The following is a 13,557-nucleotide window of genomic DNA, read 5'->3' as shown; positions in this document are numbered from 1 at the left end:
ACCAGGGTTGCAAGGGGTTGCAACTTGCTGCTGACTGTGTGCGGACTGTGCGCGCCCCCGTGGGGCAGACGGCACTATGAGACGGACAGTCAGAAAGCGACTCCGGGGGGCCCACGCCTATGGACGTCACGCAGCTCGCCGCCGGGGACACCATGCGTGCGGCCCGGGTGCTCAGCGAGGTCCGTTCCGCCCGGCTGTCCGGGAAGCCCGCGCCCGTGCCGCCGCGCCGGGTGATCGAGCAGTCCTGGGAGCGGATGCTGCGCAGCGGTGTGGATCCGGACCACGACTTCCGGGCGGATCTGCTGTCCCGGGAGGAGGTGCAGCGGCGGCGCGAGAGGTCGGCGCTGCGCCATGTGCTGCCCGTGCTGCGGGAAGGGCTGCTGGGGTTCGCGGACGTCGCCCACCACATCATGGTGGTCGCCGACGAGGAGGGCCGGGTGCTGTGGCGCGAGGGCAGCGCGCCGGTGCTGCGCAAGGCCGACGGGCTGGGCTTCGAACTCGGCGCGGACTGGCGTGAGGACGTCGTCGGCACGAACGGTCTGGGCACCCCGGCGGTGGTGCGCCGGCCCGTGCAGGTCTTCGCCTCCGAGCACTTCGTGCGCTCCCAGGCCGTGTGGACCTGTGCCGGCGCTCCGCTGACGGATCCGCGGGACGGCCGGCTGCTCGGCGTGGTGGACGTGAGCGGTCCGCTGGAGACGATGCATCCGGCCACGCTCGCCTGGGTCGACTCGGTGGCCAAACTCGCCGAGGCCCGGCTGCGGGAGAGGCATCTGGAGTCGCTGGAGCGGCTGCGCGCGGTGGCGGCGCCGGTGCTGGCCCGGCTCGACGGGCGCGCCCTGGTCGTCGACCGGGACGGCTGGACCGCCGCGGTCAGCGGGATGCCGTACACACGGCGGGTGTCCCTGCCCAAGTCCCTGGCGGCGGGCCCGAGGTGGGTGCCGGGGCTCGGGCTGTGCTCGGTGGAGCCGCTGGCCGGGGGCTGGCTGCTGCGGGCGGCCGCCGGCGAACCGGAGCCTCGGGGGGCGGCCGGCATCGTGCTGGACCTCAGACAGGCCCGCGGCTGGACGGTGGCGGTCACCGGCGGCGCGGGCTCGTGGACTCGCGAACTGAGTCCCCGGCACGCCGAGTTGCTTTACCTCCTCGCCGTCCACCGTGCCGGCCGCAGCGCCTCGGACCTGGCCGGCGACGTGTTCGGCGATCCGGCCCGCACGGTGACGGTTCGCGCCGAGATGTCGCGGGTACGGCGCTACCTCGGCGCGTTTCTGGAACACCGGCCGTACCGTTTCGCCGAGGACACCGAGGTCGAGGTGCTCCTTCCGGACGACCCGAAGGCCCTGCTGCCCCACTCGACGGCACCGGCGGTGGTCAGGCTGCGCGGATCCGCACCGGCCCGCTGAGGTTCACGGAACGTGCCGTCCGGCCGCCCCAGAGGGTGCATCTTGCGCATATTTGCAAGGTCTTCGCCCCCCGGCCCGCCCACCTGCCGTAGCATCCTCTACGGGCCACCCCACCTGTTCCTCTGTCAACGTACGGACCACAAGGCGCAGTTGGCCCGCCTCGGGAGGACGTTATGAAGCATCGCGGCAGACACCGGCGGCGCAGGCGGGGCAGGGTACTGCGTGGCACCCTGGCCGGGACGGCTCTCGCGCTCACCGCCGCCGCCACCCTGATCAGCGCCTCACAGGCCACGGTCACCGGCTCGCCCGGGGCCCTGAAACCCATCAGCGTGTCCGCCGAGCCCGGACGGCTGCCGCTGGCCGAGCACCGGATGCCCGGGCGGTGGATCGACCGGCTCACCTCGAAGATGGGCCGGCCCGTCGGCGCCCGCACGGTGCTGGACAGCGCCGACCACACGCTGCGGAACGCGGACGGCTGCCCGGCCGCCGAGAAGCACGCCCTGCCGGTCGAGCCGGCGGCCACGCGCGCGTACTGCTTCGGCGGCGCCGACACCCGGGGCTGGCGGCCCGGCGCGGTCACCACCTCGGGCGACGCGGACGACGACGGCCACTGGGGCCGCGACCGCGTGATCCTCTCCGGCTGGACCCGCGGCGCCGCCGAGGGCGGCTCCCTGGACGGCCCGGCCCCCGAGCGGGGCCTGGCGAAGGTCGCCTTCGTCGACGCCGACGACCCCGGCCGACTCCGCTACACCTGGGCGCTGCTGGCCGTCCCCGTGGACGGCGGGCGGGACTACCGGGGGCTGGCCTCCCCGCTGTCCGGCATGGTCTGGTACCAGGACAAGCTGCTGGTGACGACCCGCGAGGGCGACCGGGACGCGCTGTACGTGTACGACATGGACCGCATCCAGCGCGCCACGGTCGACTCCGAGGCGGTCGGCCGGGTGCGGGGCGGCTGGTCGGCGTACGGCTCCCGGTACGTGCTGCCCGCGGTCGCCTCGTACGCCCTGCCCGGCGGGGACGACGTGCCGCGCCCGGCCGCGCTCTCCCTCGACCGCAGCACCTCCCCCGACACTCTGGTGGCGAGCGAGTGGGTGCCCGCGGACGGCGACCGGCACACCCGGCTGTGGCGCTACCCGCTGAGCCGGGACCCGGCCCGATCCGGTCTGCTCGCCACGGGCCCCTCAGGGCGCGCGGCCCCGGTCGAGGCGTACGAGACGAAGGCGGCCGACGTGCGCGGCGTGCTGTCGTACCGCTCGGGCTGGTACCTCGACCGCGCGGCGGGCACACCCGGCGGGCACGGCACGCTGTGGCGCCAGGACACGAAGGGCGCCCGGGCGGCCCAGTGCTCGACGGACGAGACGCGCCACTGCTGGAGCGGCCGGTCGGGTTCCCTGTCCTACTGGGAGGAGACCGGCGAGCTCTGGTCCCAGTCGGGGCGGATGCTGTTCGCGCTGCCGCTGGCGTCGGTGGACAGGGCGCTGGACCGGTCGGCCGACCGGTAGGTCACGGCCGGCGGACCAGCGGGCCACGATCGACAGACCAGTAGGTCAGATGATTTTCTGGCCCGCATGACCTCCATCGCCGTGACCACCTGGTCCCTGGAGCAGACCGCCCCGACCGACCTGCTGCCGGCCGCCGCGCCGGACGGGGACGTCCGGGTCGTCCGCTCCGAGGTGCCCTCGCCCGAGTTCAGCCGGTACCTGTACGCCTCGGTCGGCGGCGACATCCGCTGGACGGACCGGCTGAGCTGGTCGTACGCGCGGTGGCTGGAGCACCTTGAGCGGCCCGGCGTGGAGACGTGGGTGGCGTACGAGCGGGGCACGCCTGCGGGGTATGTGGAGCTGGAGGCACAGGACGACGCGGTCGTGGAGATCGTCTACTTCGGCCTGCTCCCCGCCTTCCGCGGTCGGCGCATCGGCGGGCACCTGCTGTCGTACGGCACGGCCCGCGCCTGGGACCTCGCGGACCGCTGGGCGGGACTGACGCCGACGAAGCGGGTCTGGCTGCACACCTGCAGCAAGGACGGCGAGCACGCGATGGACAACTACCGGCGCCGCGGCTTCAAGCTGTTCGACACCAAGGTCGAGGAGGAACCGGACGTCACCGCTCCGGGACCGTGGCCTGGGGCGTTCCCCGTCTGACCTGGCCGGACACCCGGGGACGGCCCCATGTGACCAAGGACACGCTCGTCTTGCATGTCGAGACTTGAGTGTCCGAATCTTGGACGAAGCTGGACTGTGTCCAGATCGCCGTGACACGCTTCCGTCATGCCTGGAACTGGGATTGCCTTGGTGAGTCGACGTCACGTCGACCTCGGCCGCATGTCCAGCGCCATCTGTCCGGCGCGCTGAGAGCACTCACGCACCGCCCGACACCCCCCTTTTCGTCGTATTCCCGCGCAATGACGCGCCCTCTCCCCATGCGCGCCCGCACGCGCAGGTCAGAGCCTCCCGCCCGTCACCCGACCGCCACCCCTCAACGACGGCGCTACGCGCCGACCCCCGCCCACTGCTGTCCCGAAGGACGTATCAACCATGGCCGCCACCCCGCAGAACCCTGCCGCCGCGACTCCCCGCCGCAAGGTGAGCCGTCACCGCGGTGAGGGTCAGTGGGCCGCGGGGCACCACACCCCGCTCAACGGCAACGAGCAGTTCAAGAAGGACGACGACGGTCTCAATGTGCGGACACGCATTGAGACGATCTACTCCAAGCGGGGCTTCGACTCGATCGACCCGAACGACCTGCGCGGCCGGATGCGCTGGTGGGGCCTGTACACCCAGCGCCGTCCCGGGATCGACGGCGGCAAGACGGCGGTCCTGGAGCCGGAGGAGCTGGACGACGAGTACTTCATGCTGCGCGTCCGCATCGACGGCGGGGCGCTGACCACCCGGCAGCTGAGGGTCATCGGCGAGATCTCGCAGGAGTTCGCGCGCGGCACGGCCGACATCACCGACCGGCAGAACGTGCAGTACCACTGGATCCGGATCGAGGACGTGCCCGAGATCTGGAACCGGCTGGAGGGCGTCGGCCTGTCCACGGTCACCGCCTGCGGCGACACCCCGCGCGTGATGATCGGCTCGCCCGTCGCCGGTATCGCGGCGGACGAGATCATCGACGCCACGCCCGCGCTGGAGGAGATGAAGCGCCGCGTCCTGAACAACAAGGCGTACTCGAACCTCCCGCGGAAGTTCAAGACCGCGATCTCGGGCTCGCCGCTGCTGGACGTGGTGCACGAGATCAACGACGTCGCGTTCGTCGGCGTGGTGCACCCCGAGCACGGCCCGGGCTTCGACCTGTGGGTCGGCGGCGGCCTGTCCACCAACCCCAAGCTGGGCGTGCGGCTGGGCGCCTGGGTGCCGAGCGACGAGGTCCCGGACGTCTACGAGGGCGTCATCTCGATCTTCCGTGACTACGGCTACCGCCGGCTGCGCAACCGCGCCCGGCTGAAGTTCCTCGTCGCCGACTGGGGCGCGGAGAAGTTCCGCCAGGTCCTGGAGGACGAGTACCTGCGGCGCAAGCTGGTCGACGGCCCCGCTCCCGAGCAGCCGGTCCAGCAGTGGCGCGACCACATCGGCGTGCACCGCCAGAAGGACGGCCGCTTCTACGTCGGCTTCGCCCCGCGCGTGGGACGCGTCGACGGCGCGACGCTCACGAAGATCGCCGACCTCGCGGAGGCCCACGGCTCCGGCCGGGTGCGCACCACCGTCGAGCAGAAGATGATCGTCCTCGATGTCGAGGAGGACAAGGTCGAGTCGCTCGTGGAGGGCCTGGAGGCGCTCGACCTGACCGCCCGGCCGTCCACGTTCCGGCGCGGCACCATGGCCTGCACCGGCATCGAGTTCTGCAAGCTCGCCATCGTCGAGACCAAGCAGCGCGGCTCGCAGCTCATCGACGAGCTGGAGCGCCGCCTGCCGGAGTTCGACGAGCCGATCACCATCAACCTCAACGGCTGCCCCAACGCCTGCGCCCGTATCCAGGTGGCGGACATCGGTCTCAAGGGCCAGCTCGTCGTCGACGACCAGGGCGAGCAGGTCGAGGGCTACCAGGTGCACCTGGGCGGCGCGCTCGGCCTGGAGGCGGGCTTCGGCCGCAAGGTGCGCGGCCTGAAGGTCACCTCCGACGAACTGCCCGACTACATCGAGCGTGTCCTCAAGCGCTTCCAGGCGGAGCGCGAGGACGGCGAGCGGTTCGCCGCCTGGGCGGCCCGGGCCGACGAGGAGGCCCTGTCGTGAGCGAACGAGCGGCCCCCTTCTACTGCCCCTACTGCGGCGACGAGGACCTGCGTCCGAGCGAGGCCGGACACGGCGCGTGGGAATGCGTGGCGTGCAGCCGAGCATTCCAGCTGAAGTTCCTCGGGCTCCTCGCCCAGGGGCTGAAGCGATCCGACACCGGAGGGGCACAGATATGACCACGGTTCAGGAAGAGCGCACGGAAGAGGAACTGAAGGCGCTCGCCGAGCAGGCGGGCCGCGACCTGGAGGACGCCTCCGCGCTGGAGATCCTCCAGTGGGCGGCCGAGACGTTCGGCAAGCGCTTCTGCGTGACCTCCTCGATGGAGGACGCGGTCGTCGCCCACCTCGCCTCCCGGGCGATGCCCGGCGTCGACGTCGTCTTCCTCGACACCGGCTACCACTTCGAGGAGACCATCGGCACCCGTGACGCGGTCGACGCCGTGATGGACGTCAACGTCATCACGCTCACGCCCCGCCAGACGGTCGCCGAGCAGGACGCGGAGTTCGGCCCGAAGCTGCACGACCGCAATCCCGACCTGTGCTGCGCCATGCGCAAGGTGGAGCCTCTGGAGCGGGGCCTGAAGAACTACCAGGCCTGGGCGACCGGTCTGCGCCGCGACGAGTCCCCGACCCGGGCGAACACCCCGGTCGTCGGCTGGGACGACAAGCGCCGGAAGGTCAAGATCTCCCCGATCGCCCGCTGGACCCAGGACGACGTGGACGCGTACGTCACCGAGCACGGCGTCCTGACGAACCCGCTGCTGATGGACGGCTACGCCTCCGTCGGCTGCGCCCCCTGCACCCGCAGGGTCCTGGAGGGCGAGGACGCGCGCGCCGGCCGCTGGGCGGGCCGCAGCAAGACCGAGTGCGGGCTGCACGGATGACCGCGCCTCAGGCTCAGACGCCTCAGACGACTCACACTCAGACTCAGACGATTCAGGAGACCGACGTGACGACCGGAGCCACCGTCTGGCTCACGGGTCTGCCGAGTGCCGGCAAGACCACCATCGCCTACGAGCTGGCCGGCCGGCTCCGCGCCGAGGGCCACCGCGTCGAGGTGCTCGACGGCGACGAGATCCGCGAGTTCATCTCGGCGGGCCTCGGCTTCAGCCGCGAGGACCGGCACACCAACGTGCAGCGCATCGGCTTCGTCGCCGAACTGCTCGCCCGCAACGGCGTGCTCGCCCTCGTCCCCGTCATCGCGCCGTACCAGGACAGCCGCGAGGCGGTGCGCAAGCGGCACCAGACGAACGGCACCGGGTACGTGGAGATCCACGTGGCGACTCCGGTGGAGGTGTGCAGCGAGCGGGACGTGAAGGGCCTGTACGCCCAGCAGGCCGCCGGCGAGCTCAAGGGGCTCACCGGGGTCGACGACCCGTACGAGGCACCCGAGTCGCCCGATCTGCGCATCGAGTCGCAGCACCAGACCGTGCAGGAGTCCGCGGCGTCCGTGTACGCCCTGCTGAGCGAAAGGGGACTGGCATGACGACCGCCGCCACGGTTTCCGAGGAGACCGACAGCCCGTACGCGCTCTCCCACCTCGACGCTCTCGAGTCGGAGGCGGTGCACATCTTCCGTGAGGTGGCGGGTGAGTTCGAGCGGCCGGTGATTCTCTTCTCCGGCGGCAAGGACTCGATCGTCATGCTGCATCTGGCGCTGAAGGCCTTCCGCCCGGCGTCGGTGCCGTTCTCGCTGCTGCATGTGGACACCGGTCACAACTTCCCCGAGGTCCTCGACTACCGGGACCGCACGGTGGCCCGGCACGGGCTGCGGCTGCATGTCGCCTCGGTGCAGGACTACATCGACCGGGGTGTGCTCAAGGAGCGCCCGGACGGCACCCGCAACCCGCTGCAGACGCTGCCGCTGACGGAGAAGATCCAGCAGGAGAAGTTCGACGCGGTCTTCGGCGGCGGCCGCCGCGACGAGGAGAAGGCCCGGGCCAAGGAGCGGGTGTTCTCCCTGCGGGACGAGTTCTCCCAGTGGGACCCGCGCCGGCAGCGCCCGGAGCTGTGGAACCTCTACAACGGCCGGCACGCCCCGGGCGAGCACGTCCGCGTGTTCCCGCTGTCGAACTGGACCGAGCTGGACGTGTGGCAGTACATCGCCCGAGAGGGCATCGAGCTGCCGGAGATCTACTACGCGCACGAGCGTGAGGTGTTCCGGCGCAGCGGCATGTGGCTGACGGCCGGTGAGTGGGGCGGTCCGAAGGACGGCGAGACGGTGGAGAAGCGCCTGGTGCGCTACCGCACGGTCGGTGACATGTCCTGCACCGGCGCCGTCGACTCCGACGCCGACACGATCGAGAAGGTGATCGTGGAGATCGCCGCGTCCCGGCTGACCGAGCGGGGCGCCACCCGCGCCGACGACAAGATGTCCGAAGCGGCGATGGAAGACCGCAAGCGCGAGGGGTACTTCTAGAGATGAGCACCATCACGACCGAGGAGCTCTCGGCGACCACCCTGCTGCGGTTCGCCACCGCCGGTTCCGTCGACGACGGCAAGTCCACCCTCGTCGGGCGGCTCCTGCACGACTCCAAGTCCGTCCTGACCGACCAGCTGGAGGCCGTCGAGCGCGTTTCCGCCAGCCGGGGGCAGGAGGCGCCGGACCTGGCGCTGCTGACCGACGGTCTGCGGGCCGAGCGGGAGCAGGGCATCACCATCGATGTGGCCTACCGCTACTTCGCCACGCCCCGGCGCCGGTTCATCCTGGCCGACACCCCGGGCCATGTGCAGTACACCCGCAACATGGTCACCGGTGCCTCCACCGCCGAGCTGACGGTGATCCTGGTCGACGCCCGCAACGGCGTGGTGGAGCAGACCCGCCGGCATGCCGCGATCGCCGCGCTGCTGCGGGTGCCGCACGCGGTCCTCGCCGTCAACAAGATGGACCTGGTCGGCTACGACGAGACGGTGTTCGCCGCGATCGCCGAGGAGTTCACGGCGTACGCGACCGAGCTGGGCGTTCCGGAGGTCACCGCGATCCCGATCTCCGCCCTCGTCGGCGACAACGTCGTGGACCCCTCGGCGAACATGGACTGGTACGGCGGGCCGACGGTGCTGGAGCACCTGGAGACGGTCCCGGTCGCCCACGACCTGAGCCACTGCCACGCCCGGCTGCCGGTGCAGTACGTGATCCGGCCGCAGAGCCCGGACCACCCCGACTACCGCGGCTACGCCGGGCAGATCGCGGCCGGTTCCTTCCACGTCGGGGAGGAGGTGACGGTGCTGCCGTCGGGCCGCACCTCGAAGATCACGGGTATCGATCTGCTGGGTGAGCCGGTCGAGGTGGCCTGGACGACGCAGTCGGTGACCCTCCTGCTGGAGGACGACATCGACATCTCGCGCGGCGACCTGATCGTGCCGACCAAGGACGCGCCCGCGACCACGCAGGACATCGAGGCCACCGTCTGCCACGTCGCCGACGCACCCCTGACCCTCGGCCACCGGGTACTGCTCAAGCACGGCACCCGCACGGTCAAGGCGATCGTCAAGGACATCCCCTCCCGCCTCACGCTGGCCGACCTGTCCCTGCACCCGCACCCGGGACAGCTCGTCGCCAACGACATCGGCCGGGTGAAGATCCGTACCGCCGAGCCGCTGCCGGTCGACTCCTACGCCGACTCGCGGCGCACCGGCTCGTTCATCCTGATCGACCCCAACGACGGCACGACGCTGACCGCGGGCATGGTCGGCGAGTCCTTCGCCGCCCCCGATCCGGTCAAGGACGAGTCCGAGGACGACGGGTGGGACTTCTGACATGAACTCCTCCGACTTCTACTCGATGTTCGCGAAGGAGGGCGGCCGCGTCGGCAGCGGTGCTCTCGGCAGCGGGCAGGGCGGAGTCACGCGATGTGTGCGCTGACGTACGCGCACCGCTCGCGCGCCCTCACCCCCCACCGCCGTAGACGAAAACCCGCCGACCTCCCGGCCACGACCTGACAGACGTGACCGCCGGGCCTCCGAGAGGAATCCCTCCCGTGCCTGCATCATCCGCTCTGCGCCGATCCTTCGCGGTGCTGGCCGCACTGCCGCTGCTCACCCTGGCAGCCTGCGGCTACGGCTCCCAGGCGAAGGACGACGGCACCGCCAAGGTCGCCGCCGGGGCGAAGAAGATCGACGGTCTCGACTCCGTCAAGATCGGCTACTTCGGCAACCTCACCCACGGCACCGCGCTGGTGGGCATGCGGAAGGGCTTCTTCCAGAAGGCGCTCGGCGCCACCAGGGCCGAGCCCGCGCTCTTCAACGCGGGGCCCTCCGAGATCGAGGCCCTCAACTCCGGCTCCATCGACATCGGCTGGATCGGCCCCTCCCCGGCCATCAACGGCTACGTCAAGTCCCAGGGCAAGAACCTGCGGATCATCGGTGGTTCGGCGTCCGGCGGCGTGAAGCTCGTGGTCAACCCGGACAAGATCAAGTCCCTGAAGGACGTCGAGGGCAAGCGGATCGCGACCCCGCAGCTCGGCAACACCCAGGACGTGGCGTTCCTCAACTGGGCCGCCGACCAGGGCTGGAAGATCGACCCGCAGAGCGGCAAGGGCGACGTCACGGTCGTGCGCAGTGACAACAAGGTCACCCCGGACGCCTACAAGTCCGGCTCGGTGGACGGTGCGTGGGTGCCGGAGCCGACGGCGTCGAAGCTGGTCGCCGAGGGCGGCAAGGTCCTCCTCGACGAGGCGTCGCTGTGGCCGGACAAGAAGTTCGTGATCACGAACATCATCGTGCGCGAGCAGTTCCTGAAGGAGCACCCCAAGGTCGTCGAGGCCGTGCTGAGGGGCTCCGTCGAGACCAACAAGTGGATCAACGCCAACCCGGACGCGGCGAAGGCGGCCGCGAACGAGCAGCTGGCCACGGACTCCGGCAAGGCGCTGCCGGCCGACGTGCTGGACCCGGCGTGGAAGTCGATCCGGTTCACCGACGACCCGCTGGCCTCCACCCTCAACACCGAGGCCGAGCACGCCGTGAAGGCCGGGCTGCTGCAGAAGCCCGACCTGAAGGGCATCTACGACCTCGCGCCGCTGAACAAGGTCCTCAAGGCCGAGGGCGAGCCCACGGTCGACGACGCCGGTCTCGGCGCGAAGTAAGCCCGGTTCCCGAAGAGTCCCAGGAGGTGACGACCATGGCCACGACCCTCGCCAAGGCCGCCGACGGCACGGAGGCGGCCACCCACGCCGCCCGGATCGAGCACGTCTCGAAGTCGTTCGCGGGCCCCGCCGGGCAGCAGCTCGTGCTGGACGACATCACCCTCGATGTCGCGCCCGGCGAGTTCGTCACCCTCCTGGGGGCCTCGGGCTGCGGCAAATCCACGCTGCTCAACCTGGTGGCGGGCCTGGACCGGCCCTCCGCCGGCGAGATCACCACGGACGGGCGCCCGGCCCTGATGTTCCAGGAACACGCCCTGTTCCCGTGGCTGACCGCGGGCAAGAACATCGAACTGGCCCTGAAGCTCAGCGGGGTGCCGAAGGCGGAGCGCCGCGAGCGGGCGGAGCGGCTGCTCGAACTCGTCCGGCTCAAGGGCGCGTACGGCAAGCGGGTGCACGAGCTGTCGGGCGGTATGCGCCAGCGGGTCGCGCTGGCCCGGGCGCTGGCCCAGGAGAGCAAGCTCCTGCTGATGGACGAGCCGTTCGCGGCGCTGGACGCGATCACACGGGACGTGCTGCACCACGAGCTGACCCGGATCTGGCGCGAGACGCAGGTGTCCGTCCTGTTCGTCACGCACAACGTGCGCGAGGCGGTCCGGCTCGCCCAGCGTGTGGTGCTGCTGTCCTCCCGTCCGGGACGGATCGCCCGCGAGTGGACGGTGGACATCCCGCAGCCGCGCCGCATCGAGGACACCGCCGTGGCGGAGCTGTCCGTCGAGATCACCGAAGAACTGCGTAGGGAGATCCGCCGTCATGGCCAGCACTGACTCGACGACGACCGTCGACAAGGACGGCAACGACCTCGCCGGGCTGGAGGCGGGCCTCGACGCGCTGGAGACACGGCAGACCAGCCGCACACCGTTCCGGCAGACCCTCACCGAGAAGATCCTGCCGCCCGTCCTCGCCGTCGCGCTGGTGCTGGCGGTCTGGCAGGCCCTGGTCTCGTTCAAGGTCGTCGACGACCCGACCAAGCTGCCCGCGCCCTCGGCGGTGTGGGACGTCGTCCACCAGGCGTGGCTCCAGGGTGAACTGCTCGGCTACATCTGGACCAGCGTCTCGCGCGGTCTGCTCGGCTTCTGCTTCGCCCTGGTCATCGGCACCCCGCTGGGGCTGCTGGTGGCCCGCGTGAAGTTCATCCGCGCGGCCATCGGCCCGATCCTGTCCGGCCTGCAGTCCCTGCCCTCCGTCGCCTGGGTCCCGCCGGCCGTGATCTGGCTGGGCCTGAACAACTCGATGATGTACGCGGTGATCCTGCTCGGCGCGGTCCCGTCGATCGCCAACGGCCTCGTCTCGGGCGTCGACCAGGTGCCCCCGCTGTTCCTGCGCGCGGGCCGCACGCTCGGCGCGACCGGTCTGAAGGGCACCTGGCACATCGTCCTCCCGGCCGCGCTGCCCGGCTACGTGGCGGGCCTGAAGCAGGGCTGGGCCTTCTCCTGGCGCTCCCTGATGGCCGCCGAGATCATCGCCTCCTTCCCCGACCTCGGCGTCGGCCTCGGACAACTCCTGGAGAACGGCCGCAACGCCAGCGACATGGCCATGGTCTTCGAAGCCATCCTCCTGATCCTCGTCGTCGGTATCGCGATCGACCTGCTGATCTTCAGCCCGCTGGAGCGGTGGGTGCTGCGCAGCCGCGGCCTGCTGGTGAAGTGACCCCGTGATCGACAAGCCCGTTCTCCTCGTCATCGCGCACGGCAGCCGCGACCCGCGGCACGCCGCGACGGTGCACGCCCTGGTGCGCCGGGTCCGCTCCCTGCGTCCCGACGTACGCGTGGAGACAGGCTTCCTGGACTTCAACGTGCCCTCGGTGCAGGGGGTGCTGGAGTCCCTGGCGGTCCAGGGCGTCCGTGACGTCGTGGCCCTCCCGCTCCTGCTGACCCGGGCGTTCCACGCGAAGGCGGACATCCCGGCGGTCCTGGCGGCCGCTCCCCCGCAGCTGCGGATCCGCCAGGCGGAGGTCCTGGGCCCGTCGCCGCTGTTGCTGTCCGCCCTGGAGCGGCGCCTGTACGAGGCGGGCCTGTCCCCCGCCGACACGTCCTCGACCGGGGTCGTGCTGGCCTCGGCGGGGTCCACCGACCCGGAGGCGATCGCAGTGATCGCAGAAATCGCGCGGGAGTGGCGGCACACCGGTTGGTGCGCCGTGCGGCCTGCGTTCGCCTCCGCATCTCTGCCCCGCACCGAGGACGCCGTCCGGGAGCTGCGGGCCCTCGGCTGCGCCCGGGTGGCGGTCGCCCCCTATGTCCTCGCCCCCGGCTTCCTGCCGGACCGCATCGCGCGGGGCGCGGTGGAGGCTGACGTCCTTGCTGACGTACTGGGGCCGGCGCCGGAGGTGGCGCGGGTGGTGCTGGAGCGCTACGAGGCGGCTCGGGTACCGGCGTTGGCGGCTGTGAGCGCCTGAACGCACGGGCTCCGATTTGCCGGAGGGCCTTACTCGCCTGCGGGGATCGGGGTAGCGTCAGTCAGTCACGCCGGATCGCAGTCTCCGGCGCTGCTCCAACTGATGTGTGCGGGAGAGGCGTTGGAGAGTTCAGCCGGGGTGGGCGGAGCCCACGGCGTCCTGGTCCTGTCGATCGGAGTGGGGAGCTTCGACGACGGCGCCCGTGAGGAGGACCTGGGTTTCATCCACGAACGGATGGACGAAACCCGTCGGGCCTTCGAGCTGCTGGGGGCGACGGTCGAGTGCTCCGTGAATCAGACGGAGGGAGAGATCGACGGTTTCCTGCGGCGTTGGCTCGTCGATGAGCCCGGACCCGCCGGCGTGACCGTCGTCCACCTGATCGGCCACGGTCGTACGG

Annotated in this window: 15 protein-coding genes; 14 read left to right on the top strand and 1 reads right to left on the bottom strand. The window is 71.1% G+C overall.

Annotated features, from left to right (window positions below; all coding sequences use genetic code 11):
* Positions 1-119: 119 nt before the first annotated feature.
* The 14 genes from ACFZDA_RS02485 to ACFZDA_RS02420 all read left to right on the top strand — a co-directional run bounded on the left by ACFZDA_RS02485 (position 120) and on the right by ACFZDA_RS02420 (position 13,160).
* Positions 120-1,397, top strand: a complete 1,278-nt coding sequence (locus tag ACFZDA_RS02485) for a GAF domain-containing protein (protein WP_391073654.1) — start codon at positions 120-122, stop codon at positions 1,395-1,397.
* Positions 1,398-1,570: 173 nt separating this feature from the next.
* The gene (locus tag ACFZDA_RS02480) at positions 1,571-2,899 is read left to right on the top strand and encodes a hypothetical protein (protein ID WP_391073651.1); all 1,329 of its coding nucleotides are present in this window, start codon (positions 1,571-1,573) and stop codon (positions 2,897-2,899) included.
* Between the two features lie 66 nt (positions 2,900-2,965).
* A complete protein-coding gene (locus ACFZDA_RS02475) occupies positions 2,966-3,538 on the top strand; it encodes a GNAT family N-acetyltransferase (RefSeq protein ID WP_391073648.1) in 573 nt (190 codons plus the stop codon).
* A 126-nt stretch (positions 3,539-3,664) separates the two neighbouring features.
* Complete coding sequence (locus ACFZDA_RS02470; RefSeq protein WP_310887545.1) at positions 3,665-3,748, top strand: putative leader peptide; 84 nt, start codon at positions 3,665-3,667, stop codon at positions 3,746-3,748.
* Between the two features lie 183 nt (positions 3,749-3,931).
* A complete protein-coding gene (locus ACFZDA_RS02465) occupies positions 3,932-5,629 on the top strand; it encodes a nitrite/sulfite reductase (RefSeq protein WP_391073645.1) in 1,698 nt (565 codons plus the stop codon).
* Positions 5,626-5,805, top strand: coding sequence for a hypothetical protein (locus tag ACFZDA_RS02460; protein WP_391073644.1), 180 nt, complete (start codon positions 5,626-5,628; stop codon positions 5,803-5,805). Before ACFZDA_RS02465 ends, ACFZDA_RS02460 begins: the two co-directional genes overlap by 4 nt.
* The gene (locus ACFZDA_RS02455) at positions 5,802-6,512 is read left to right on the top strand and encodes a phosphoadenylyl-sulfate reductase (RefSeq protein WP_391073641.1); all 711 of its coding nucleotides are present in this window, start codon (positions 5,802-5,804) and stop codon (positions 6,510-6,512) included. The genes ACFZDA_RS02460 and ACFZDA_RS02455 overlap by 4 nt, the downstream gene beginning before the upstream one ends.
* A 65-nt stretch (positions 6,513-6,577) precedes the next feature.
* The gene (cysC, locus tag ACFZDA_RS02450; RefSeq protein ID WP_391073638.1) at positions 6,578-7,114 is read left to right on the top strand and encodes an adenylyl-sulfate kinase; all 537 of its coding nucleotides are present in this window, start codon (positions 6,578-6,580) and stop codon (positions 7,112-7,114) included.
* Positions 7,111-8,046 (top strand): sulfate adenylyltransferase subunit CysD, encoded by a 936-nt coding sequence (cysD, locus tag ACFZDA_RS02445; protein WP_306962220.1) that lies wholly within the window; start codon positions 7,111-7,113, stop codon positions 8,044-8,046. The genes cysC and cysD overlap by 4 nt, the downstream gene beginning before the upstream one ends.
* A 2-nt stretch (positions 8,047-8,048) precedes the next feature.
* Positions 8,049-9,383, top strand: coding sequence for a GTP-binding protein (locus tag ACFZDA_RS02440; RefSeq protein WP_391073634.1), 1,335 nt, complete (start codon positions 8,049-8,051; stop codon positions 9,381-9,383).
* Between the two features lie 221 nt (positions 9,384-9,604).
* Positions 9,605-10,708, top strand: a complete 1,104-nt coding sequence (locus tag ACFZDA_RS02435; RefSeq protein ID WP_391073631.1) for an aliphatic sulfonate ABC transporter substrate-binding protein — start codon at positions 9,605-9,607, stop codon at positions 10,706-10,708.
* 35 nt (positions 10,709-10,743) lie between these two features.
* Complete coding sequence (locus tag ACFZDA_RS02430) at positions 10,744-11,532, top strand: ATP-binding cassette domain-containing protein (protein WP_391073628.1); 789 nt, start codon at positions 10,744-10,746, stop codon at positions 11,530-11,532.
* Positions 11,519-12,415: an ABC transporter permease subunit gene (locus ACFZDA_RS02425; protein WP_391073625.1), complete on the top strand. Its 897-nt coding sequence runs from the start codon at positions 11,519-11,521 to the stop codon at positions 12,413-12,415. Before ACFZDA_RS02430 ends, ACFZDA_RS02425 begins: the two co-directional genes overlap by 14 nt.
* Positions 12,416-12,419: 4 nt before the next feature.
* Positions 12,420-13,160 carry a CbiX/SirB N-terminal domain-containing protein gene (locus ACFZDA_RS02420; protein WP_391073623.1) on the top strand — a complete coding sequence of 247 codons (741 nt, stop codon included), beginning with the start codon at positions 12,420-12,422 and terminating at the stop codon, positions 13,158-13,160.
* Positions 13,161-13,289: 129 nt separating this feature from the next.
* On the opposite strand, the gene ACFZDA_RS02415 is transcribed toward ACFZDA_RS02420, so the two are convergent.
* Positions 13,290-13,547 carry a hypothetical protein gene (locus tag ACFZDA_RS02415; protein WP_391073620.1) on the bottom strand — a complete coding sequence of 86 codons (258 nt, stop codon included), beginning with the start codon at positions 13,545-13,547 and terminating at the stop codon, positions 13,290-13,292.
* Between the last annotated feature and the right edge of the window lie 10 nt (positions 13,548-13,557).

Origin of the sequence: Streptomyces sp. NPDC007991 (assembly GCF_042958445.1) — a bacterium.
Classification (GTDB): Bacteria; Actinomycetota; Actinomycetes; order Streptomycetales; family Streptomycetaceae; genus Streptomyces.
This window is presented reverse-complemented; position numbering and strand designations above follow the sequence as displayed.